The following is a 22,999-nucleotide window of genomic DNA, read 5'->3' on the forward strand; positions in this document are numbered from 1 at the left end:
AGCTGCATTATGAAACTACAAAATTTTCTCATTGTTTTTTTTAGCTTCAACTTTTTAGGATTCTCGCAAACTATTGAATTACAAAGTTTTGGAACAGGTTTTTCTAGTCCTATAGAAATAGCTCATGCGGGAGACGATAGACTTTTTATTGTTGAACAAGCTGGTATTATTAAAATACTTAATACCGACGGAACTATCAATCCAACTCCTTTTTTAGATATTAATTCTATAGTTGGTTCTGGTGGAGAAACAGGTTTATTAGGTTTAGCTTTTGCTCCAAATTACAATACAACAGGGCGTTTTTATGTAAATTATATTAATAATTCAGGAAATACCGTAATTTCAAGATTTAATGTTAGTGCCAATTCTAACATAGCAAACACTACAGAGACTATATTATTGAGCATCAACCAACCTTTTGGCAACCACAATGGTGGTAAATTGGCTTTTGGTCAGGATGGCTTTTTATACATTGCAACAGGAGATGGAGGCGATGGAGGAGATCCAGGAAATAGAGCTCAAAATACCACTACCCTTCTAGGAAAAATTTTGCGAATTGATGTTAGCGGAACCACTTATAGCATTCCAACAAGTAACCCATTTTCAAATTCTGCTAATGGTCCTAATGATGCTCGTCCAGAAATTTATGCTATAGGCTTAAGAAATCCTTGGAAATTTTCTTTTGATAAAACTAATAACGATTTATGGATAGCAGATGTGGGACAAGGTGCTTATGAAGAAATAAATAAAGTAACTGGTCCAGGAAGTCCAGGAGACAATTACGGTTGGAGATGTTATGAAGGGATAAATCACGATTATAATAATTCTAGTGATTGCCCAATATTTACATCAACTATTTCACCAGTTGCAGAATACGATCATTCAAATGGGAAATGTTCTATTACTGGTGGTTATATTTACAGAGGGTCGACATATTCGAGTTTTATAGGTAAATATTTTTTTGCTGATTATTGCAGTAGAGAAATTGGAATTTTAACTAATACAGGGTCTAATTGGTCTATGACATTACAAACCCCAAATATTTCACAAAATTGGACTACTTTTGGTGAGGATTTTAATGGAGAACTTTATATTGCGGGAGGTTCAAATATATATAAAATTACTGATGCTAATTTAAGCACAAAAGAAGGTGAATTATTTAACTTTAAATTATATCCAAACCCAGCAAGAGAAAATATATTTATTGATTTATCAAACAGGTTTAATGATGTTGAATTAATTTCAGTTTACAATATTCATGGACAAAGAGTTATAGATATTTCAAAACCAAATAAACAAACAATTAATCTTTCAACTAAAAATTTTAAAAGTGGATTATATTTTCTAGAAGTCAATCTTGAAAACTCTTCAAAAATCACAAAAAAACTTATTATAAATTAAATGAAAAACCAACTTGGTAAATTACTTCTTATTCCTACTACTTTAGGCGATAACGAACCATTAGATGTATTACCCATAACTGTTAAAAATACTATTGAAAACATTGATACTTTTATTGTTGAAAACGAAAAAACAGCACGACGTTTTATAAAAAGAATCTGTCCTGAAAAATCACAACCATCATTAAAATTATTTTTATTGAATAAACATACAGATGAAAATGATTTACCAAGTTTTTTAGAATCTTGCTTACATGGTATTGATGTTGGACTTCTATCTGAAGCTGGATGTCCAGGTGTTGCAGATCCTGGTGCTGATGTTGTAAAAATAGCACATCAAAAGAATATAAAAGTTGTGCCTTTAGTTGGTCCATCTTCTATTTTAATGGCCATAATGGGCTCTGGAATGAACGGACAGAGTTTTGCTTTTAACGGCTACCTTCCTATTGATAAAGGAGAACGAAAAAATGAAATGAAGCGGCTTGAACGCTTATCATTTGAACACAATCAATCTCAAATTTTTATTGAAACACCTTACAGAAATAATAAAATGCTTGAAGATTTATCAAATTACCTTGATAATAATACAGATGTTTGTGTGGCTTGTGATATTACACTTTCTACAGAATTTATAAAAACACAAACATCTAATGCGTGGAAAAAAAATATGGTAGACCTACATAAAAGACCTACCATATTTATTATTCACAAAAGTTAATTTATACTAAATAGCTTTTGCCAATTTGTTTGGTTTAACAAATGATGTATCATAACCTGAAAAACGCTTCATGTAATAATGCACTGTTGTACCGTATCCATCAGCAAAGTTATCTAAACCATAACTTCTTAAGTATTTCTTTACACTACCTGGTCCTGCTAAATGTGCAGCAGCCAAAATACCAGATTCAGTTATGATGATACCATTAATTCGTTTTCCAACAAAGTTTTTAATATCACGTCTTAAAATCCATTTGTTACGCGCAGTGTTTGCTATAAATGCTTTTTCTTGCAATCTAGGATTCTTTAAAAAACTAGCAGGATTGTGTATACCTATCATTTTTAAAGTTTCAGCACCAAATTGATATTTACCTAAATACCCATAAGTGTTTACTGAAAAATAATTCCCTCCAGATTCTTTAAAAGCTAAAGCCTCTTTAAAACCAACAAATGATTTCCCTAAATAAGGTGAGAATTCATAATCTGGAACCGTGTTAGACGCTAAAAGATTATCACTATCATCCGCATCATTACTTACAGTATAATTTAAGTTTAAGCCTTTTGTTGAGTACTTACTTAAATCGATTGTTTCATTCGTTTTAAACGAAACATGTAATAGTACACATATTGTAAGTGCTATTGTTATATAACTTGCAATATTTTTTACCATAATTTTTAAATTTTTTTGGCATAAAATAATATATAGTATACCTTGAAATTTGAGCGTGCAAAATTAGGAATTTTTTTAATACTATCAAAATTAATCGTTTATGTGCAATTTTTAATTGTAGAATAGATGAAAAGCACCCCCATTTTTATTAAATTCAAGTGTTGGAAATGGTATCTTAATCATATTAAAAACATCAAAAATAGACCTCAATAATTTTGAATTTGTACTAATAGCTTTCAAATTTACATCAAAACTTAAATAGTATTGCCGATACCTCGAATTACTTGTTAACACTTGATTGTCAACATCTTTCACACCTGTTAACATTCCGTCAGCACCATAGCCGAAAGCAATATTTAGCCATTTTGGTATTTTACTATTTTTAAAAAATGAATGTAAATTAAAACTTAACCAATAGGTTTGCCCGTTATAATCTTTCAAAACCTGTTCTAAATACGATTCTCCAAGCTTATCTGGACGTTGAGAAGCGTAATTTGTATGATGAAAAGAGTATTTTAAGGCAATTCTTTGCTCTTTCCAGAGTAATTCTTGTCCAATATACAACCCAGAACCTGATGCATTTGCTAAAACATCTCCCCATGAAAAACCCCATTCTTTAGAATAACCATCAAGCACCTCTACAGCAGTTAGAAAGGTAAAACCTAAAGTAGCACCGTATAATAATTGATCTTTTTTGCTTACACCACTCCAATTGAACAAATCTGCACCAAAACGCCCCATTTGATAGGATGAAAAGACATGACCCATTTTGTCCATTTGTAGCCACTCATTATTATCATTTGTTGTATGGAATTTAGAACGATCATAATCTGCGTACCAAAGCTGATTTAAACCCAATAGAGTTATCCCTGAAATTGAAGCTTCAGATATTATTACTGCATTTCGTCTTAATTTGTTTAACGTATCGCTTGGTGTTAAAAAATCATTCAGTTTAGATTGAGAGAAAGAGAGAAAGGGTAATAAAACAAAAAAAATAATATGCTTTACGGAAGAGCCTTTCACTACCTATTAATACCTTGCGATGATAAATATCGTTGATATTCTCTAGCATTCACGTTATGCTGTGAGAGTGTTTTAGCAAACTTATGAAACCCAAAACGTTTAGCATCAGCAGCAAAATACAAGTATTTATGTTTTTCAAAATTTAAAACAGCATCAATTGCCGAAATATCTGGCATGGCAATAAGTCCTGGCGGTAATCCTCTGTTCTTATAAGTATTATAAGGTGATTCTATTTCTTTATGAATATTTAGAACACGCTTAATAAGGGTGTTTTTATACTTAGGAAGTTGATATGCTGCAAATTTTAATGTAGGATCTGCTTGAAGTGGCATCCCTATTTTCAATCTATTCATGTAAACACCAGCAATTCTTGGTTGTTCACTTGCTTGTTTTGACTCTTCATAAACAATAGATGCTAATGCAATGACTTGCTCCTGAGATAAACCAATATTTTGGGCCTTTTGTATTCTTGCTTCTGTCCAAAAACGATTGTATTCCTTAAGCATTCTCTCTCTAAAACTTTCTGCAGATGTATTCCAAAAAAACTCATAACTATTAGGAAGATACATTCCTAAAGCTGTTGCTTCTTTAAACTTATTTTTACCTAAAAAGGAAGTATCCTTCATAGCATTTAAAAGCGAAGTACTATCAGCTTCAATTTGAATGGCAATACGACCAGCTAACTTTTCTAGAGTTTCTTGATTATTAAAAGACAGCTTTATAGGTAGGTTTTTGGTTCGAATAGAATTAATAATATCATTATTACTCATATCCTTTTTAATGGCAAAACGTCCAGCTTTTATATTGGTTGTATATTTTTTTCGTTCAGCCAAATTATCAAAAGAATTAATATCATCTAAAAGAGGTTCTAATTGATCTCGAACATCCTTATAACTTGCATTAGTAGGAATATAAACATATGCTTCTTCATTATTAAAAGCTGTGTTTGGTTTTAACATAGCCTTGTAAACAAAATTAGCGAAGAAAGCTGCTACTACTAAACCAATTATAAGTATCGCTAAAAGTATCTTTTTTATGTACATTTAATTATTTATTAACTGAAATAAATATTCGTTTTCATAAGAACCATTAACGCGATTCCAATCTTTTTTAAGTCCAACCTCAACAAATCCTTGGTTAGAAAAAAGTTTAACACTTGCTGCATTTTCTTCTGAAATATTGCAATATAACTGACGTAAACCCAAATGTGTAAAACTATAATCTATTAGTAATTTTAAAGCTTCACTTCCAAAACCCTTTAATCTATCATTAGGTTCTTTTACCAAAATACCTACTCCTGCTCTACTGTTTTTAAAATCAAAATCAAACAAATCTATCATTCCCAAAGCAATTTCATCATAACTAGAAATAACTAATCGTAATTGTTTTACCTCAAAAATATCTTTGTGAGCATGTTCTAAATATTGTTTTATCAAAAACTTAGAATATGGTGTTTGGGTATTACTAATTTCCCAAATAGTTTCATCATTCTCAATACTGTGTATAAACTCTAAATCCTCTGGCTCTAAGGCGCGCAGATATATGTTTTCTCCTTTTAAAGTAATCATATAGTTCCTTTGTAAACGAAATTAGCCGGCCCAATAAGCCAAACATTTTTATATAAACCCTTTTCCACATCAAAAGAAACTTGAAGCTTACCGCCTTCAACATTTAAGTTTATTAGATTCTTTTTTGTTTCACCAATATAATGCATGGCTAAAGCAACTGCAGTAACCCCAGTTCCACAAGATAAAGTTTCATCTTCAACCCCTCGCTCGTAAGTTCGAACTTGAAATGCAGAATCGGATATTTTCTTTACAAAATTAACGTTACTTCCTGCTTCATTATAAGGCTCTCCATATCTAATTGAAGCTCCTTTTGTTTTTATATCAAAATCACCAATCGCATCTTCAAATTGTACATGGTGAGGTGAACCTGTATTTAAAAAAACATGATTATCATGCTTTTCAACGGTGTTAACATCTTGCATTTGTAGTTTTACAACGTCGTTTTTAATAGTTGCATGATGCAAACCATCAATAGCTTCAAAAACTGCTTTATCATTTATTACACCCAACTGTTTAGCAAAAGCAACTAAACATCTACCACCATTTCCACACATAGAACTTTCATTTCCATCGGCGTTATAATACACCATTTTAAAATCTAAATCAGGATGATTTTCTAATAAAATAAGTCCGTCTGCTCCTATACCAAAACGTCTGTCGCATAAAAATGCAATTTGCTTGGTATTACTCTTGTCGAAAGTTTGTTGACGATTATCTATCATCACAAAGTCATTTCCTGTTCCTTGGTATTTATAAAAAGTCTGTGGCATAATAAAGCACAAATATATAAATATTAAACCGTTTTTATAACTGTTAAATAGTCGTTAAAGTTGAAGTTAAAAATCGTTAAAAGAATATTAGTAACTCAATAAATAATTAATTTTAATCGTTGATATAATAATTTAAATTTCGAAAAATTATGAAGAAGATTTTAACATTAGTATTGGTTTCGGCATTAGGTGGGATTTTCACGTTAGGAACTTACAAACTTTTTTTAGAACAAGAAAAACCTGCGGTTGTTACTACAACAGATGCAAACCCAACATTTTTACCTACCAATAATGTCAGGAATTTAATTAATTCTAATGAAACTCCAGACTTCACTTTAGCAGCAGAAAATACGGTGAATGCTGTTGTACACGTAAAAAATGTATCTATAAGCACTGGACAAATGACACTGCAAGATTTATTTTCTGGTAGAAGTTCGCAACGTGCACAAATGGGCACAGGTTCTGGTGTTATTATTAATGCCGATGGATATATTATAACAAATAATCATGTTATTAATAACTCTGATGAACTAACTGTAACTTTAAATAATAACAAAACATATAAGGCTGAAATTGTAGGTTCTGATCCAAAAACTGATATCGCATTATTAAAAATTGAAACCGATGAAGATTTACCTTTTGTAACTTTCGCAGATTCTGACAATGCTAAAATTGGCGAATGGGTATTGGCAGTTGGTAATCCTTTCAATTTAACCTCGACGGTAACTGCAGGTATTATTAGTGCTAAAGCTAGAAATCTAGACCCATCAGGAACATATACTCAATCATTTATTCAAACCGATGCCGCTGTAAATCCAGGAAATTCTGGTGGCGCACTTGTTAATACTAGTGGTGAATTAGTTGGTATTAATACGGCTATTTCATCTCAAACAGGTTCATATATTGGTTATTCTTTTGCAGTACCAAGTAACATTGCACGAAGAGTTATAGAGGATATCATGGAATACGGTAATGTACAAAACGGTATTTTAGGTATTAGCGGAGGTGCGCTTAATAGTAAATATTCTGAAGAATTAGGTGTGAATGATACTGAAGGTATTTATGTTGGAAGTGTTGTTGAAGATTCTGGTGCAGATAAAGCCGGTATTGAAAAAGGAGATATTATTAAGGAAATTGATAATATTAAAGTATCCAAATTCGCCGATTTAACAGGACATCTTGGTGCAAGACGTGCAGGTGATGTTGTAAATCTTATAGTTTCAAAAAATGGTGATTTAAAAACTGTATCTGTAACACTAACTAAAAACGAAACATTTACATTACCATTAGTAGGTTTAGTTAAAAATGCTAAAAAAGAAGATTTAAAAAAATTAAAAGCTCCTAATGGTATTAAAATAATTGAATTGGATGGTCAATATGAATCTTATTGGAACAAAAACGGTGTAAATGAAGGTGCCATTATTACTTCTATAAATGATACTAAAATTAATTCTGTTGATGATGCACAAGAAGCTGTTAAAAACAGAGCGCCTAATGAGCCTTTAAGAATTGAACTTATTAACTCCAACGGCGATAAAGAACGTTATAATTTTAGATAAATAGTTTCACTTTTTAAGTTAATAACCCTTCAAAAAACATTATTTTTTGAAGGGTTATTTTTTTGCTAAAATACGCTACGAAAACGTTTGAATTATGGTATTTTTGCGAAAATTTTAAACAAAAACTAAACTATTTAAGCTATGAGTTTTAACAAAACTTATGAAAAAGAATTAGCCTTTCAAGCAGACCGCCGAAAAGCAACTGTAGAATTTATTAAAATTGTAAGCGACCTTTGGTATGACAAGTCTATCGAATTGATTATTTTCAGAAATCAGTTAATTGATAGAAACGTTAGTCAAATTTTAAACTTACACGAATACGCTGGTAAATTTGTACAAAAACCAATTTCAATTTTTGATTCTGTTGAAATTGCTCAAGCCATTAAAACATTAGATATTCCACCAGCTAAATTAGATATAGGAAAACTTACTTACGAATATCATTTAGAAGATAATGCGCATAATAATGCCACTGCTTTTGTTGTATCAAAATTAAAAGATGCTAGTAAAAGTAACAATATAAAACCCAAAGATGTTATTCTTTATGGTTTTGGAAGAATTGGCCGTTTAGTAGCACGTGAACTTATGGCACGTACTGGAAAAGGTAGTCAATTACGTTTAAGAGCTATTGTTACTCGAGGCAATATTGATGCTCAAATACTCGAAAAAAGAGCTGCTTTATTAAGAAACGATTCTGTTCATGGTGATTTTCCTGGAACCGTTTCGATAGATGAAAAAAATAATGCCTTAATTATTAACGGCACAACTGTAAATATAATTTCTGCCAATACACCAGAAGATATAGACTATACAAAATTCAATATAAATAATGCTTTAGTTATTGATAATACTGGTGTTTTTAGAGATGAAGAAGCTTTGAAAAGACATTTAAAATCTAAAGGAACTGATAAAGTATTACTAACTGCTCCAGGAAAAGGTATTCCTAATATTGTTTATGGTATTAATCATAAAGAAAACAACCCAGATGAAGTTGACATTTTTTCAGCAGCGTCTTGTACAACTAACGCTATTACGCCTGTTTTAAAGGCTATAGAAGATTCTTTTGGAGTGAAAAGCGGACATTTAGAAACCATACATGCTTACACAAACGATCAAAATTTAGTAGATAATTTTCATAGTAAATACCGTCGTGGTAGAGCTGCAGGATTAAATATGGTAATAACCGAAACTGGTGCTGGAAGTGCTGTTGCAAAAGCCTTACCCAGTTTACAAGGTAAATTAACATCAAACGCTATTCGTGTACCTGTACCAAATGGATCGTTAGCTATTCTTAATTTAGAACTTAAAAATAAAACATCACTTGATGGTGTTAATACTATTTTAAAAAAATATGCTTTAGAAGGTGATTTGGTTGAACAAATAAAATATGAATTAAGCGACGAGTTAGTTTCTAGCGATATTATTGGTAGTTCTGCACCTTCCATTTATGACAGTAAAGCGACTATTGTACGCAAAGATGGAAAAAATATTATTCTATATATTTGGTATGATAATGAATATGGTTACAGCCAACAAGTTATTAGGCTTGCAAAATATATTGCCAAAGTAAGACGTTATACATACTATTAATATACTAACATCTAAATTAAAACTTTAATCGTATATAAATTAGCCTCATTTATGAGGCTTTTTGATTATTTCTAACAGTATAATAAACAATATTTTATAAATTAGTGCACCAAATAAAACTATCCAAAAAAATGAATTCTATTAAATCTGTAATTTTCATATTATTTATCTGCTTATTTACAACAAATACTTTTTCTCAAATTACCGACACAGAAGAAGATGTATTATCTTTAAATAGTGGAACTATAGATAATCAATTTGAATATGTTCTTAAAAAATCTGGAAATTTCAGAGGCACAAATGGCCAAATGTATGAAGCAGTGAAACTTAACATGCTTCTTACTTTGCGAGCGCATACCATAGATTCTTTAAAAACTGTTTATAAAGATTTAGCAAACACTCAAGCCATTGTTAAAACTCAAAAAAAAGAAATAACAGATTTAAAAGCAAATCTTTCAAACACTCAAAACGATTTAACAAAAACCGATACAGAAAAAAATAGTATGGCATTATTTGGCATGCAAATGAGCAAAACTGGTTATAATGTTTTAATGTGGACTATTATTGCAGGCTTATTAGCGCTACTCCTATTCTTTATCTATAAATTTAAAAATAGTAATTCTATAACTCGAGAAGCTAAAAAAACACTAGAAGAAACAGAAGAAGAGTTTGAAGAGCACCGTAAAACAGCTTTAGAACGTGAGCAAAAAGTGAGACGCCAATTGCAAGACGAAATTAATAAACAGAAAAAATCTTAGTAATTAATTATTCCAAAAATATTAAAATCTGTAATTTCTCATTACAGATTTTTTTATGTACTAAGACTTGGTTTGACTTTATCAGAAAAAAACTAAAACTTCGTTTAGCATGAGATATAAAACATTAAATTATTATATACTAATTCATTGTACCTAATTTATATCATCTTTGAAAGTAACATTTACGAATCACATTCGTAAATATATTAAATCAAATTACTACAAGATGCAACTATTTAATTTAATTAAAAGTCTTTTTCCTACTTCCGAAAAATACAATCGAATTTGGCCAATTAAAATTTACGTATTGAAACTATTTTTTCTACTTATACTTCTATTTGTTGCAAAAGACGCTTGAACTGAATTAATTACACACAAAGGTGAATGGAATGTGGAAGTTGCTGTTGCTTGGTGCTCGATAGATGCTTATACTACATTATCCGGTTTAGGAATATTTTACACGTTAAAATGTTGCCAATAATGCTCTTTATGTTCTTATATAAAGGACTTTGGTTATGTTTTGTTGCTTATCCTCTATGGAGAAATGGAACTCTCAAAGGAAGTGAGGCAGAAAATTGGGCTCAAATTTTTATTTTGATTATTATTCCAATAATTTTTACTCCTTGGAAATATGTTTTTAAAACTTATGTTCTCGGAAAAAACTAAACATGAAAACCTAAATAAAATAACTGAGTACAACAATTTATAAAAATAACTGCAACTTTAGTGTTTAACCAAAGGTCGTATCAATTTGGTTTCATCTTGTTTTCCTGCGGAAAATCTTCGTGTACAAAAACGCATAATCCATACACAAACACACTAAACAAACTAGATAAAAACTAATGCTTCCCAAAAGCCTTTACACCGACTTCAATTCTAGTTTTTAAATAATTTTCACGAGGTACAATTGGGCAAGAGTATTTGTCGTTATAAGCGCAATATGGGTTATATGCTTTATTAAAGTCTATTTCAATGGTATCAATATTTGGAATTCTTAAATCAATGTAACGACCTCCACCATAACTTTCTAATCCGTTAGTTTCATCTAAAAAAGGTAGGAATAAGTAATCTTCAAAGCCTTCTTTTTCCATTAAATCTTGTCCTTGATATACATTTAGTTGATAAAATTTCCCTTTTAATTCAAACGATAAAACTCCAAACACACGTTCATTAGAAACTCTATCTGTTGTTGTTTTCATTTTAAACCATTTAGAATCTGGAGTTCTTTTTAATGTAGCTTGAACCACATAAGTAGAATCGAATTTAAAAAAATCTAACCCTTCAAAATGTTTTCTATCTTTATCTTTTAAAGGTGATGTGGAAGCATCTTTGTATTCTGCATTTAGTTCTCTTTGAAATTCTGTATCGCCTTTAATAGCCCGCTTTTGCGAGCAACTTAAAAACGAAACTAAAACAGCAAGTAAAAAAACTATTTTCCTCATTAGTTTTCTGGATTAAATGATGGATTGATATTAGATTGATACGACTGCAATAAACTGTTTGAAAACGTATTAAAAGTATCTTCATCTGCAAACGATCTAATCTTTTCAGGATCAAAATTACCTTGTAAATAATAGGCTGTTGTTTCGGTTTCATTACTATTAAAAATAATGGCATCGGTAACTACTACCCCAAACTCTCTAACCGATATAATTCTGGTATTATCAACTTCATTTTTCCTAAAAACATCTGTATAACCACTATTTGTAACCGCATTCATTTCTGCAATAAGACTTTGGCGTTTAAACGTATTTAAATTATCAAACTTTATAAATTTAAAATCTGAAATGTTTCCTATGGCGCTTTTTACTTCTGGTGAAATATTACTCAATACCGCTTTCATAAAATTGGGTACTTGAAAAGATGTTGCACCCATATCTGCTTTGTGATTATTATAAAATCCTTGAAAGCTACTACCACAAGAAAGGAGTGAAAAACACAAAATCAATGTTATAAATATATTCTTCATTTTAAAAAATTTTCAATTCAAAAATACAACTTACAATTATTTTATCTAGATTTGAAGAATCAAAAGATAAAATAATGCGTAGTAACGTCACAATTTGTAGAAAGCAATGGACCTCTTTAAAGGAAAGAAGTTGGGCTTGTTATATATTGTGGTGATATAATTATAAAATATTACAATATCTAAAAGTCCGACTTCACAGTCGGACTTTTTATTTTTAGTCGATAATCGACTTTTAATCAAAATCAATCATGGTTAAAAATCAAACTAATGAAAACACTTTTTAAAAACTACTTTAACACCTTTAAAGGCTTATCTAATGAAATTTGGTGGCTTGCTTTAATAACACTTATAAACAGAGCAGGAACCATGGTTATTCCTTTTTTGGCATTATACCTTAAAGAAGATTTGCATTTTACTGTGAGCAATGTTGGTTGGATTATGAGTGCTTTTGGTTTGGGCTCTGTTGCTGGCTCATGGCTTGGTGGTAAACTAACCGATACTTTAGGGTATTACAAAGTAATGGTTAGAAGTTTAATTGCTACTGGTGTTCTATTTATAGCCTTGCAGTTTTTAAATACATTCGCTTCAATTTGCATAGGGATATTTATTGTTATGCTCGTTGCAGATACATTTAGACCTGCCATGTTTGTTGCGTTAAATGCATACAGTAAACCCGAAAATAAAATACGTTCTCTAACATTAATACGTCTTGCAATAAATTTAGGTTTTTCGGCAGGACCTGCTGTTGGCGGACTTATTATAACTGGACTTGGCTATTCTGGTTTATTTTGGGTTGATGGTATTACTTGTATTATCGCAACTTTGGTTATGATTCAAGTATTACATCCTAAAAAGGCAAAAGTGCTAGACGAAATAAAAAACGAAAATCCTGTTTCGGCCTATAAAGACAAGGTGTTTTTAACATTTTTAATAGCAATGATATTGTTTGGCATTGTATTCTTACAATATTTTTCCACAATAACAATATATTATAAAGATATACATAGCTTAACAGAGTTACAAATTGGCTTAATTTTAGGCTTAAACGGTTTACTTATTTTTATCTTTGAAATGCCTTTAATTAAATGGCTAGAAAACACGAAATACACCAAGCTTGGGCTCATGTTTTTTGGAATTATATTAACTGGTTTGAGCTTATTTGTATTAAACTTAACCAGTTGGTCTGGTGTATTAATAATAGGTATGTTATTAATGACTTTTGGAGAAATGATTGCTTTTCCGTTTTCTAATGCATTTGCTGTTGATAGAGCTAAAAAAGGAAATCAAGGAGAATACATGGCATTATATTCTATTTCTTTCTCCATTGCTCATATTTTTGGACATAATGCTGGTTTACAAATGACAGCGCATTTAGGTTATGATAATACGTGGTATATTATAACTGGTATTGCAGTAATTTGTGCAATAATTTTGTTTAGTTTAAATGAAAAATTAAATACTCAAAAAAACATAAAAGTTTGGAAAACAAAAAAGATATTATAATTATTGGAGCTGGACCTATTGGCATTGCATGCGCTTTAGAATGTAAAAAAAGAGGCTGGAGTTATTTAGTTTTAGAAAAAGGAGCATTAACAAATTCTATATTTAACTACCCTAAAAACATGACCTTTTTTTCTACTTCAGAAAAGCTAGAAATTGATGATATTCCGTTTATAAGTAACAACCCTAAACCTAATAGAGATGAAGCTTTAGAGTATTACAGACGTGTTGTGACTTCCAATAAACTAAATATTAAACTATTTGAAACTGTAAATAACATCAATAAAGACAATGAAACATTTGTTATAACTACAGATAAAGGTGAATATAAATCTAGCTATGTTATTATTTCAACTGGTTTTTATGATATTCCAAAATTATTAAATGTTCCTGGAGAAGATTTGCCTAAAGTGACACATTATTACAAAGAAGCGCATAATTATGCTTTACAAAATGTTGTTGTTGTAGGTGCAAGTAATTCCTCTGTAGATGCTGCTTTAGAAATATGGCGAAAAGGAGGCCATGTTACTATGGTAGTTAGAGGCGAATCTATTGGAGAGCGTGTTAAATATTGGGTACGACCAGATATTGTAAATCGTATTGAAGAAGGAAGTATAAAAGCCTATTTTAATTCTGAAATTACTCAAATAAACACAGATAATGTTGAAATTAAAACACCTGAAGAATCTGTTACTATTCCTAATGATTTCGTAGTTGCTCTAACAGGATATCTTCCAGACTTTAATCTTTTAAACAACAGTAAAATAACATTATCTGGTGATGGTAAAAAAATCCCAAATTATAATCCTGAAACTATGGAATCTAATATTAAAGGACTGTATTTAGCGGGTGTAATTTGTGGCGGTAAAGAAACACACAAATGGTTTATAGAAAACTCAAGAATTCATGCTAAAATGATTGCTTCACATATTGAAAAAGAACTTTAGCTATTATTTTTTAATTACTTTTTTCCAAACCATTCCCTTTTCGGTTTTTATCTTAACATAATAAATTCCTTTTGGCTGTGTTGTAATATCTAAAGTTTCAGTTATAATTTGTCCTAAAGTATTATAAACTTCAACACTCTTAATTTCTAAGGAATTAGAGTTTGAAACATATAACAATCCTTTAGTTGGGTTTGGATAAATTAAAACCTTATTATCATTAAATTCATCAATACCTAAAGCATTAAAAGTATAACAATCAGAAATACTTTGGCATCCATTAGTAATGAGTTCAACAGCATAATTACCTTCTTCTGTTGGTATGAAAGTTTGATTTGTTTCTCCTGCGATTGGAGAATCTCCATTATCACAATCTAACCATTGGTAGGTTGTAGTTGCGTAATCCCTGTCTGCTACTAAACTTGTTGAAGTTAGCATCACATTAGTGGTAAACTCATCATTAGGATCACTAATAACAACAGGGAATGTAATACTATCTGTTTGGTCTGGATCGCAAAAATCATTAGTTACTGTAAGAATTACCAAATGTGTTCCTGGACATAAAAAATTATAATTAGGTTCATCTTCTACTGTGGTATTTCCATCTCCAAAATCCCACAAAACAGAATCATAATTTGAACTTTGATTTAAAAATGAAACCGTTGTAAAATTTTCTACATAATCATATTCTGGCACTATTGGAAAATACCCAAATAGAGCCCTAGGTTCTAAGCATTGTTCATTATCAATATAAGTAATATTAGTTGCCGCCCAAACGCCTGCTACCTCTTCTCCTTCAGCTTCCAATACAGGAATTCCATAATTTTTACCAAACCACTTATATGAGATTACAGTTCTTGTCGTTTCAATGGTTTCTGACTCTGTTAATATTGTCGTCTCAATAACTTCAACTGTTTTCATTTTTAAAACATTATTAAAAACACCAAAAGGAGTTGTAAGCATACCCCAACCTTCAACTGTATTTGTTCTGGTTGTTTCAGAAGAGTAGTTTATAGGCAATCCTAAACTATTTAAATCTACTTGAAATTGACTATTTCCAGTATAAGTATCATTGTAATTAATTGGGAAATGATAAATAACATCAGGCATTGTATAATCTATAGTCATTGGGAGACTAATACCTCCAGCACTAACAACAGCTCCAAACATTTTATTTGAAATTTCTGTTGGGGTTATCTCATAATGATTTACTACATCTGTTAAACCAAAGCCTTGTAATTCTATACCTTCTGCTACTTGATTTGCTAAATTAAAAGTATTATTAAATTCTGTATTACAATTAAATACATAGCTATTAGATAAACACCAAGAGGTTTTATATGAAGAATCATTTGGATCCATCCAAGTTATATCACTTTGTATAGCAACGGGCAATGTGGTATAATCCCAAGTATAGTTTGTTCCAGTTTGAACAAAATCGAAACCATTAATTCCTGAAGAAGATTTACTTACAAGATATGTGTCACTTGATAAAGCAAAGTCTGTAGAATCGTAAGTTATTTGGGCAAACCCTACAACCGAAATAAAAAAAACAATTAGAGAAGTAATTTTTTTCATATTTGAATATTTACTCAAAAGAACTTCAATTGAAGTAAAAATGCATTAAAAATAAAATGAAAAGGACAAATTCGACTTTGAAAAGTCAAACTCGTCCTAAAGCACATCTAATACTACTATTAATATTAAGTTCTATTGCTTTTTACTTTTTCTTTTATGGCTTTAAAATTCTCCTTTTTATATTTTTTAAATGCCTCAAACTCTGTTTTTGTTAAAACTTTTTCCAAAGCATCTTCTCTTTCTTTTTGTAAAGATTTTATAGCTTTAAATTTTTTAATCTTACTGTTTTCACTCGCTTTAACATCTTGTAAATCTTCAACAAAACTTAAATTTATATCATATACTTTTACTGACGTTTCTTCATTAAAGCCTATTTGCCCCTGCATTGTTTCAGTCATTTCCTTGGCTTTATCTTCTGCAGACTGTTCTTGTGAAAAAGCTGTATTTACTAGCATTAATCCAAAAAATAAGAGAAAAAATTGACGTGTTATTTTCATGATTGTATTCTTTTAAAGATTAATTATATATGTGTTCCCGTTTAAAACTAAAGTTGCAGTGGCATCACCATTAAAAGTTAAAGTACCATTAAAATGATATTCGTTGCCATTTGAAGAAATTCCTGTGAAACTTACTAAAGCCGTTCCAGACATAATTTGGTAAGTTGTTTTGCTTACTGCTATATTAGATATATCGAAAACAAGTGTACTCGTAAACATATTCATATGTCTCACTTTAGATTCTTGCGAACCGTTTCTTGTGTAATTCCCTTCAAAAAGAACATTATCGTCTTGTTGAGATAAACCTGATAAAACATAACCTACAACACCTTCGTCGTCTGATGCCATTCGTGGCGCATCATAAACTCCGGTATATGCCATATCATATGCTAAGCTTAATGCATTACCATTATCATCACAATTTAATTGATACGCTCTGTTTATTGAAAAATCATAAGAAAAATTATCTGAGTTGTGACTTTCATTAAACGCATCATTATAAAGGTATCCGCATTCTAAATCTGGCGTTTCTGTAAATACATTTTGTTCTGCAGAATACACTACAGCTGTTTCCATAGATTTAGACATGCCGTCAGTTTCTTTTGCTAAAGATGTTTCTACAACATCTACAACATCGGCTTCTTCTATTGCTTCTGTATTGTTATTAGCATTATTGTCATCATTAGTAGAACATGACATAATAGCAAAAATGCTTAATGCACTGAGCATTAATTTAAAATTACTGCTTTTTAAGAATTTAATTGTTTTTTTCATAATAAAAGGGGGTTAAATTATTTTACTTCAAATATATTCTGAAACCCTTTTGAATTATAAATTTTTAAAGTGAAACGGACAAAACTAAAAATGAATAGCACGAATGCCAGATTAAAAATTTTCAATCCATTTTAAAAGTAATGGTGATTTTGTTTTACTTACTATAATTGCAGATTCTGTTGGAAGCGTAAGTTTTAAAAGTAATCGTCTAGAAAAGTAGTTTTCGATAGTATTTATGGCCTTTCGGTTTACTATAAATTGACGGTTTACTCTGTGAAAATTGCCAGGGTTTAGTATGGATTCTAACTCATCTAATGTTTGATTAATAACATATTTTTTACCTTGAAAAGTAACCAAATACACATTTCCCAAATCGTAATTAATATAAGCTAAATCTTCAGTTTTTAAAGGAATAATTTTATCTTGATAATGTACTAAAATAGTTTTTTTATAATTAACATCCAGTTGTTGGATTGCATTTTTTATACTCTCTTGAGTTTGTTGAATATTACCTTCAAACAATGCTTTTATATCTTGATATTTTTTTAAGCTTAAATTGAGTTTTGAGTTATCTATAGGTTTTAGTAAATAATCAATACTGTGGGTTTTAAAAGCTTCAATAGCATACTCATCAAAGGCTGTACAGAATATTATTGGAGATTGTATTTCTACTAATTTAAAAATCTCAAAACTCAAACCATCTGCTAATTGAATATCTGAAAAAATTAAATCTGGTGCATTATTTTCTTTTAGCCATTTTACAGAAGCTTTTATGCTTTGTTTTACATCTAAAACAACAGCATTATAAGGCGATTGCTCAATATATTTTTTAAGCTCTTTTGCTGTTTTAATTTCGTCTTCAATAATTAAAATTGTAATCATTTCTATTACGCTAGATTGTATTTCTTCTTTTTAAATGCTTTTAAAACAGCTTCATATTTTGGATGTGTTGTTTTCATTACAATATCCCAAAACCTAAAGTATAATGCATAATTTCCTTTAAAATAATGATGATGCATATTATGATTTGTAGACGTATTTAACCACTTACCTACTTTAGAGAACAATAACCAATTAGGAATAATTTCGTAACCTAAATGACCATAAATATTATAAGTGAACATAAACAACAAAAATAAACCAATTGTTAATGGGTGTAGTGGGATTACAAATACTAAAACCCAAATTATTCCCCCTTCAACTAGGGCTTCAAATGGATGAAACGCATATGCGGCCCATGGACTTGGATTGGTTGATTTATGATGTACTAAATGCATAATATTAAACAATTTTGAATGGTGCATAATACGATGCGACCAATAAAAATAAGTATCATGTATAATTACCGCCAATACAAAGCTAAGCAATATATACCACCAACCATAATCTGAAATATTAGTATAAATTTTAGTATGTATTCTTACTGCTGGAAGCTTTAATAAGTAAGCATAAAAAGCAAAAATCAATACTGTAAAAAAGGAATAACGTATTTCTCTATAATAGTCTTTAGACTTAGGAAATAAGTGTTGGATTTTAAGTTTTTGAAACTTCTTTTTAAATAATTTATAAAAAACGACAAAAGCTATTCCTACCATAAAAATATACCTGAGGTATGCTATTAAAAAAAAGAATATGTAGTTTTTATTTTCCATTTTATTTAATCTAACAAAGGCACTTTAACTATAAAATTGTCTTTACTTTTTATAACTTCAATATTTTTTCCAGATAATATTAAGTAACGATTTCTAATGTTTTCCAATCCTTTTTTAGTCGTTGTTTCTGTGGTCATTTTAGGCTGTAAATTATTTGAAACTACCAAAGTGTTTTCACCTTCTATAAAAACCTTTATAAGTAAAGGGTCATCCAAAGAAACAATGTTGTGTTTTATTGAATTTTCAATAAGTAATTGTAATACTAATGGTGGAATTTGTTTTTCTAAAAAAGTATCTTCAATTATAATAGAGATTATTAAAGCATCTTCAAAACGCTCTTTTTGAATATATAAATAGGAATTCACAAATTCTAATTCTTCTTCTAAAGTGGTCAAATGAAGCTCGTTATAACTTAATAGATAACGATATACATTTGATAATTGGATAATATATTCTTTAGAAGTCTCTTCTGCTACAATAGTTTTTAATGTGCTTAATGAATTGAATAGAAAATGCGGACTTATTTGTTGTTTCAATGTATCTAATTGAGCTTCTAATTTTTCTTGTTTTAACTGTTCTATTTCTAACAAAGCTTTTTGTTTATCTTCTAAAAGATTTAAATAATACACTATAAAATAGATTATTGCACTAAAAAGCACACCTCTAACAAACAATAACAACCTAATATGGTTTCCTTTTAATTCTTCAATTATTGGTAGATCTGAAAAGAAAAAGGCATAATCATTAAAGAAGAATTTTACTGAAAAATGATATAGTATAGAAATTAAGCCACTTATAAATAAGTAAAGAATAATTTTTAAAACAATATTTTTCTTTTGGTGTAAAAAAACTTGTGTAAGCGACCAATACACAAAAGATAAAACAAATAAATAAAATAAATGGCTTAATAAATAACTAAAATCTGTTGCACTAAGTCTTATTACTCTTGGTGACGTTGTTAAACAACTTACTACCAGACTTATTAAAAGTCCTTTTTTAATGGGGAAATTTTTCATTAACCTACATACATTTATATCAAATATAATAGTTACAATCTTTATGTAACTATTTATTAAAATGAAGCGGACAAATTTAAATTTGAAAGGTTAAAACTACTTAATGAGTAAACTTATCAATAAAAAAGCATATTAAAATATGCTTAACATTATCGTTTTATTTTATTGGTATAACTTCCTTTTGTTTTATAACTCTAGATAAGACAATTTGTGTTTTTGTTTCACCATAACTTATTAGTTGGTCTATAAAATTCTCTAAGTGTTTTTGATTTTTTAAAACTACCTCCATAACAATGTTTTCGTCGCCTGTAATTCTATAACAATTTATAACCTCATCATAGGTTTTAACCTTTTCCAAAAAGGGCTTTAATTTCCCCATAAAGGCTCTTAACGTAATAATAGCTTTAAATTGATAACCAAGCTCAAATGGAGAAACAATAGTTTTATAGCCTTCAATAATACCTAAATCTTCCATCTTTTTAATACGCTCTGAAACAGCAGGAGAACTTATACCAACCTGCCTACCAATTTCGGCATTTGATAGTCTTGCATTTTGCTGTAAACACTTTAAAATCTTACCATTAAGGGCATCTAAACTCATTCGAAGGAAATTTAACTATAAATAATTAATATTTAAAGCAAATATACAGTTTTACTTTAATATCTAAAGATAAATATGATTTCTTGTGAGTAATTTTGGTATAATTGCTAAGAGAAAAAATATTATGCTATCTAATACCCCACTAAACCTATCGGAATTACCGATTTATCAAAAAGCATTAGAAATTTTTGCCTTATCTCAAAACATTTCAATGTACTTAAATCATGATTTATCGAACTTAAAACCCGATGGATCAGAAGATAACAATATTTATTTTTCAGGAGATATTGTACAACAATCTATCTCTTTAGCTCCAGAAATTTTAAATGCGGAACTTGAGCGTTATTCAGATAGAAAACACAGGCATATTGCTTCATTAAAACGACTTACAAATAAATTATATAAAAGCTCATATAGACTTGAGCGTTCTAATAGTAACGGTAAAGACTTCTTACCTATTTTACGTAGCGAATTAAGAAAATTCAAGAAACTTCAAAGTTCTTGGATGATGACGCTTTAAATATTAATATTTAATTAATAAAATTAAGTTCCAAAGGCTCTGGAAAATCGACTTTGCTCATAAATTTCTTAAATTGGGCATCTTCACGTAAGGGATCCATATAAGGATCTTCTCTAAATTGTGCTAATATATTTATGTCCTTTTTGTCAAAAGCCTTTTGCAACCAAACATATGCTGAATCTTTTTTGTTTTGGTAAGCATACATCTGAGCAACTGTATATGGATATTCCGAAGCGAATTTTTCTTTATAGCTATTAACATATTTTTCACTGTCTTTTTCCTTAAATATTAAGGCGATTAGCGCCCTTGTATAGCGTTTTGAAATGTCATCAGTTTCTTGCTCTATTTCTACCATAGCCTCCTCTTGCTGTCCCAACAAAGCCAAAATCTCTGCTCTATAAGCATGGTCTGAAGGTACATAATTGGAAAATAACAAGTATTTATCCATGGCTTCCAGAGCTTTTTTATATTCCCTTGAATAAATATAAAAAGAAGAAAGCCTAAGGAAATTCAATTCATCCAAAGGGTCAATTTGTATCGCCTTTTTCAATAATTTGATTCTGTCCTCTTGAGAAATTGTTGGATAATTAGAGACCCTGCGCAATACTTCGGCATTTTCTGAATCTAGTGTTAGTGCCTGTTGATAGTTTTGCCGTGCTTTAACATAATCCGTTTCTAAAGAAACATAATAATCTCCCATATAAGCATAAGCAATTGCATAGCTAGAATCCAGTTTTAATGCTATTTGTAGGGCTGGCATAATCTTATCTTTATCAAATAACTCCTTAGAATTAATATAGCCATAGCCATATCTTATAATTTTAGCTTGCAATAACCACGCTGGGGCATATGACGCATCAATTGCAATCGATTCTTTAACAAGCCTTAAAGCATTAACATTCCCTTCTTTTGTATAACGCTCGTAAACATTTTTTGCCTCTAAATATTTGGTATAGGCTTCAGTATTAGCCTCCTTTATTTTTTCGTTAAGTAGATTAGCCTCCAAATTTTTGGTTACTTCTTGTGCGATTTCATCTTGTATAGCAAAAATATCGTTCATTTTCCGGTCATAAGTTTCAGACCAAAGATGTAATCCATCTTTAACGTTGATAAGTTGAGCCGTAATTCTTAACACTTCTCCAGCCTTACGCACACTGCCTTCCAGTATATAATTTACATTAAGTTTTTCTCCTATTTCTGTAGTAGTTGCTTCTTTACCTTTAAAATAAAAAGAAGAAGTACGGCTCAATACTTTAAGTTCTGGGTTTTTGGCTAAGTAGTTTAAAATCTCTTCACTAATACCATCGCTAAAGTATTCTTGGTCATTCTTCGGGCTCATATCTGAAAAAGCGAGTACTGCCACAGATTTAACTACATATTCTGGTTTAGAAATACTTGTCGCCTGTTCAAGAAATTGAGTTTCTTTTAAGCTTGCACCATTAGTATTATAGGTAGCGTAAGCATTAACCCCTAATAATATTATGGCAATCATTAGAGCCCCTATAATTATATAATTAAGACGATTGTTGGTTTTATTAACGGTAGAATACTCTGGATGTACATTCTTGGTTTTCTTGATGCCTTCTGGAGTAATCTCATATACCCAAGAAAAAATAATCCAAACAGGGAAACTAACTAAAAGAAGAACAACTATAATTTTCATTATATAAGAAGGCGCTTCAAAAGTAGATAACAGGATAGAAAAAACCTGAATAAGAATCCAAGAAAATAAGATATAAGCTAAAGCTCCTTTAAAAACATTTCGACGTTTAAGTTCATTGTAATAATTTTTAAAGCTCATAATTAGAAGTTAGCTTCATTAAAAATATAAAATTTGTTTTAATAAACAAGTGGTTTACTGTTGCATTTCAATTATTTATGCAATTTCATCAA

The 22,999-nt window shown here is 30.0% G+C and carries 23 protein-coding genes; 8 read left to right on the forward strand and 15 right to left on the reverse strand.

The genetic code is table 11. The features are described from left to right. The first annotated feature begins 9 nt into the window (after nucleotides 1-9). Nucleotides 10-1,401, forward strand: coding sequence for a PQQ-dependent sugar dehydrogenase (locus BT151_RS09400; protein WP_072401546.1), 1,392 nt, complete (start codon nucleotides 10-12; stop codon nucleotides 1,399-1,401). Continuing rightward, nucleotides 1,402-2,118, forward strand: coding sequence for an SAM-dependent methyltransferase (locus BT151_RS09405; protein ID WP_072401548.1), 717 nt, complete (start codon nucleotides 1,402-1,404; stop codon nucleotides 2,116-2,118). Between the two features lie 6 nt (nucleotides 2,119-2,124). Here BT151_RS09405 and BT151_RS09410 read toward each other — a convergent pair whose 3' ends face one another. The 5 genes from BT151_RS09410 to dapF all read right to left on the reverse strand — a co-directional run bounded on the left by BT151_RS09410 (nucleotide 2,125) and on the right by dapF (nucleotide 6,148). After that, nucleotides 2,125-2,787: a peptidoglycan-binding protein LysM gene (locus BT151_RS09410; protein ID WP_072401550.1), complete on the reverse strand. Its 663-nt coding sequence runs from the start codon at nucleotides 2,785-2,787 to the stop codon at nucleotides 2,125-2,127. 111 nt (nucleotides 2,788-2,898) lie between these two features. After that, entirely contained in the window at nucleotides 2,899-3,810 is a 912-nt protein-coding gene (locus BT151_RS09415; protein ID WP_072401552.1) for a DUF2279 domain-containing protein, read from the reverse strand. After that, on the reverse strand, nucleotides 3,810-4,853 hold the full coding sequence (mltG, locus tag BT151_RS09420) for an endolytic transglycosylase MltG (protein WP_072401554.1): 1,044 nt from the start codon (nucleotides 4,851-4,853) through the stop codon (nucleotides 3,810-3,812). The genes BT151_RS09415 and mltG overlap by 1 nt, the downstream gene beginning before the upstream one ends. Continuing rightward, nucleotides 4,854-5,378, reverse strand: coding sequence for a GNAT family N-acetyltransferase (locus BT151_RS09425; protein WP_072401556.1), 525 nt, complete (start codon nucleotides 5,376-5,378; stop codon nucleotides 4,854-4,856). It lies immediately after the preceding gene. Next, nucleotides 5,375-6,148: a diaminopimelate epimerase gene (gene dapF, locus BT151_RS09430; protein ID WP_072401558.1), complete on the reverse strand. Its 774-nt coding sequence runs from the start codon at nucleotides 6,146-6,148 to the stop codon at nucleotides 5,375-5,377. Before dapF ends, BT151_RS09425 begins: the two co-directional genes overlap by 4 nt. A 149-nt stretch (nucleotides 6,149-6,297) precedes the next feature. On the opposite strand from dapF, the gene BT151_RS09435 reads away from it, so the two are divergent. The 3 genes from BT151_RS09435 to BT151_RS09445 all read left to right on the forward strand — a co-directional run bounded on the left by BT151_RS09435 (nucleotide 6,298) and on the right by BT151_RS09445 (nucleotide 10,055). Then, on the forward strand, nucleotides 6,298-7,707 hold the full coding sequence (locus tag BT151_RS09435) for a trypsin-like peptidase domain-containing protein (RefSeq protein ID WP_072401559.1): 1,410 nt from the start codon (nucleotides 6,298-6,300) through the stop codon (nucleotides 7,705-7,707). A 141-nt stretch (nucleotides 7,708-7,848) separates the two neighbouring features. Beyond that, nucleotides 7,849-9,297, forward strand: coding sequence for a glyceraldehyde-3-phosphate dehydrogenase (locus BT151_RS09440; protein WP_072401561.1), 1,449 nt, complete (start codon nucleotides 7,849-7,851; stop codon nucleotides 9,295-9,297). Between the two features lie 131 nt (nucleotides 9,298-9,428). Next, nucleotides 9,429-10,055, forward strand: coding sequence for a tRNA (guanine-N1)-methyltransferase (locus BT151_RS09445; RefSeq protein WP_072401563.1), 627 nt, complete (start codon nucleotides 9,429-9,431; stop codon nucleotides 10,053-10,055). 839 nt (nucleotides 10,056-10,894) lie between these two features. Here BT151_RS09445 and BT151_RS09455 read toward each other — a convergent pair. Further along, entirely contained in the window at nucleotides 10,895-11,497 is a 603-nt protein-coding gene (locus tag BT151_RS09455; protein ID WP_072401567.1) for a DUF1684 domain-containing protein, read from the reverse strand. Continuing rightward, nucleotides 11,497-12,024, reverse strand: a complete 528-nt coding sequence (locus BT151_RS09460; RefSeq protein WP_072401569.1) for a DUF4252 domain-containing protein — start codon at nucleotides 12,022-12,024, stop codon at nucleotides 11,497-11,499. Before BT151_RS09460 ends, BT151_RS09455 begins: the two co-directional genes overlap by 1 nt. A gap of 267 nt (nucleotides 12,025-12,291) precedes the next feature. On the opposite strand from BT151_RS09460, the gene BT151_RS09465 reads away from it, so the two are divergent. Beyond that, entirely contained in the window at nucleotides 12,292-13,527 is a 1,236-nt protein-coding gene (locus BT151_RS09465) for an MFS transporter (RefSeq protein ID WP_072401571.1), read from the forward strand. After that, the gene (locus BT151_RS09470) at nucleotides 13,503-14,471 is read left to right on the forward strand and encodes a YpdA family putative bacillithiol disulfide reductase (RefSeq protein WP_072401573.1); all 969 of its coding nucleotides are present in this window, start codon (nucleotides 13,503-13,505) and stop codon (nucleotides 14,469-14,471) included. The genes BT151_RS09465 and BT151_RS09470 overlap by 25 nt, the downstream gene beginning before the upstream one ends. Nucleotides 14,472-14,474: 3 nt before the next feature. Here BT151_RS09470 and BT151_RS09475 read toward each other — a convergent pair whose 3' ends face one another. The 7 genes from BT151_RS09475 to BT151_RS09505 form a co-directional block, all read right to left on the reverse strand. Continuing rightward, complete coding sequence (locus BT151_RS09475; protein WP_072401575.1) at nucleotides 14,475-16,046, reverse strand: T9SS type A sorting domain-containing protein; 1,572 nt, start codon at nucleotides 16,044-16,046, stop codon at nucleotides 14,475-14,477. Nucleotides 16,047-16,171: 125 nt separating this feature from the next. Beyond that, a complete protein-coding gene (locus tag BT151_RS09480) occupies nucleotides 16,172-16,543 on the reverse strand; it encodes a hypothetical protein (protein ID WP_072401577.1) in 372 nt (123 codons plus the stop codon). A 12-nt stretch (nucleotides 16,544-16,555) separates the two neighbouring features. Next, nucleotides 16,556-17,317, reverse strand: a complete 762-nt coding sequence (locus BT151_RS09485) for a hypothetical protein (protein WP_072401579.1) — start codon at nucleotides 17,315-17,317, stop codon at nucleotides 16,556-16,558. Nucleotides 17,318-17,428: 111 nt separating this feature from the next. Then, entirely contained in the window at nucleotides 17,429-18,199 is a 771-nt protein-coding gene (locus BT151_RS09490; protein ID WP_216231098.1) for a LytR/AlgR family response regulator transcription factor, read from the reverse strand. A 5-nt stretch (nucleotides 18,200-18,204) separates the two neighbouring features. Continuing rightward, nucleotides 18,205-18,969, reverse strand: coding sequence for a sterol desaturase family protein (locus tag BT151_RS09495; RefSeq protein WP_072401581.1), 765 nt, complete (start codon nucleotides 18,967-18,969; stop codon nucleotides 18,205-18,207). 5 nt (nucleotides 18,970-18,974) lie between these two features. Beyond that, nucleotides 18,975-19,985, reverse strand: coding sequence for a sensor histidine kinase (locus BT151_RS09500; protein WP_072401583.1), 1,011 nt, complete (start codon nucleotides 19,983-19,985; stop codon nucleotides 18,975-18,977). 157 nt (nucleotides 19,986-20,142) lie between these two features. Beyond that, nucleotides 20,143-20,586: an Lrp/AsnC family transcriptional regulator gene (locus BT151_RS09505; protein WP_072401585.1), complete on the reverse strand. Its 444-nt coding sequence runs from the start codon at nucleotides 20,584-20,586 to the stop codon at nucleotides 20,143-20,145. A 124-nt stretch (nucleotides 20,587-20,710) separates the two neighbouring features. Between BT151_RS09505 and BT151_RS09510 the strand changes: the two genes are divergently transcribed. Next, complete coding sequence (locus BT151_RS09510) at nucleotides 20,711-21,106, forward strand: hypothetical protein (protein ID WP_072402624.1); 396 nt, start codon at nucleotides 20,711-20,713, stop codon at nucleotides 21,104-21,106. Nucleotides 21,107-21,116: 10 nt separating this feature from the next. On the opposite strand, the gene BT151_RS09515 is transcribed toward BT151_RS09510, so the two are convergent. Next, complete coding sequence (locus tag BT151_RS09515) at nucleotides 21,117-22,907, reverse strand: tetratricopeptide repeat protein (protein WP_072401587.1); 1,791 nt, start codon at nucleotides 22,905-22,907, stop codon at nucleotides 21,117-21,119. Nucleotides 22,908-22,999: the final 92 nt, after the last annotated feature.

The organism is Flaviramulus basaltis (genome assembly GCF_900114265.1).
GTDB lineage: Bacteria > Bacteroidota > Bacteroidia > Flavobacteriales > Flavobacteriaceae > Flaviramulus > Flaviramulus basaltis.

What these genes read in the sequence shown, in the direction of transcription:
- BT151_RS09515 (WP_072401587.1), bottom strand. Translation starts at nt 22,907, where the DNA reads ATGAGCTTTAAAAATTATTACAATGAACTTAAACGTCGAAATGTTTTT.
- BT151_RS09410 (WP_072401550.1), bottom strand. Translation starts at nt 2,787, where the DNA reads ATGGTAAAAAATATTGCAAGTTATATAACAATAGCACTTACAATATGT.
- BT151_RS09440 (WP_072401561.1), top strand. Translation starts at nt 7,849, where the DNA reads ATGAGTTTTAACAAAACTTATGAAAAAGAATTAGCCTTTCAAGCAGAC.
- mltG (WP_072401554.1), bottom strand. Translation starts at nt 4,853, where the DNA reads ATGTACATAAAAAAGATACTTTTAGCGATACTTATAATTGGTTTAGTA.
- BT151_RS09460 (WP_072401569.1), bottom strand. Translation starts at nt 12,024, where the DNA reads ATGAAGAATATATTTATAACATTGATTTTGTGTTTTTCACTCCTTTCT.
- BT151_RS09510 (WP_072402624.1), top strand. Translation starts at nt 20,711, where the DNA reads ATGCTATCTAATACCCCACTAAACCTATCGGAATTACCGATTTATCAA.
- dapF (WP_072401558.1), bottom strand. Translation starts at nt 6,148, where the DNA reads ATGCCACAGACTTTTTATAAATACCAAGGAACAGGAAATGACTTTGTG.
- BT151_RS09485 (WP_072401579.1), bottom strand. Translation starts at nt 17,317, where the DNA reads ATGAAAAAAACAATTAAATTCTTAAAAAGCAGTAATTTTAAATTAATG.
- BT151_RS09435 (WP_072401559.1), top strand. Translation starts at nt 6,298, where the DNA reads ATGAAGAAGATTTTAACATTAGTATTGGTTTCGGCATTAGGTGGGATT.
- BT151_RS09490 (WP_216231098.1), bottom strand. Translation starts at nt 18,199, where the DNA reads ATGATTACAATTTTAATTATTGAAGACGAAATTAAAACAGCAAAAGAG.
- BT151_RS09475 (WP_072401575.1), bottom strand. Translation starts at nt 16,046, where the DNA reads ATGAAAAAAATTACTTCTCTAATTGTTTTTTTTATTTCGGTTGTAGGG.
- BT151_RS09445 (WP_072401563.1), top strand. Translation starts at nt 9,429, where the DNA reads ATGAATTCTATTAAATCTGTAATTTTCATATTATTTATCTGCTTATTT.
- BT151_RS09405 (WP_072401548.1), top strand. Translation starts at nt 1,402, where the DNA reads ATGAAAAACCAACTTGGTAAATTACTTCTTATTCCTACTACTTTAGGC.
- BT151_RS09465 (WP_072401571.1), top strand. Translation starts at nt 12,292, where the DNA reads ATGAAAACACTTTTTAAAAACTACTTTAACACCTTTAAAGGCTTATCT.
- BT151_RS09425 (WP_072401556.1), bottom strand. Translation starts at nt 5,378, where the DNA reads ATGATTACTTTAAAAGGAGAAAACATATATCTGCGCGCCTTAGAGCCA.
- BT151_RS09400 (WP_072401546.1), top strand. Translation starts at nt 10, where the DNA reads ATGAAACTACAAAATTTTCTCATTGTTTTTTTTAGCTTCAACTTTTTA.
- BT151_RS09495 (WP_072401581.1), bottom strand. Translation starts at nt 18,969, where the DNA reads ATGGAAAATAAAAACTACATATTCTTTTTTTTAATAGCATACCTCAGG.
- BT151_RS09480 (WP_072401577.1), bottom strand. Translation starts at nt 16,543, where the DNA reads ATGAAAATAACACGTCAATTTTTTCTCTTATTTTTTGGATTAATGCTA.
- BT151_RS09455 (WP_072401567.1), bottom strand. Translation starts at nt 11,497, where the DNA reads ATGAGGAAAATAGTTTTTTTACTTGCTGTTTTAGTTTCGTTTTTAAGT.
- BT151_RS09500 (WP_072401583.1), bottom strand. Translation starts at nt 19,985, where the DNA reads ATGAAAAATTTCCCCATTAAAAAAGGACTTTTAATAAGTCTGGTAGTA.
- BT151_RS09505 (WP_072401585.1), bottom strand. Translation starts at nt 20,586, where the DNA reads ATGAGTTTAGATGCCCTTAATGGTAAGATTTTAAAGTGTTTACAGCAA.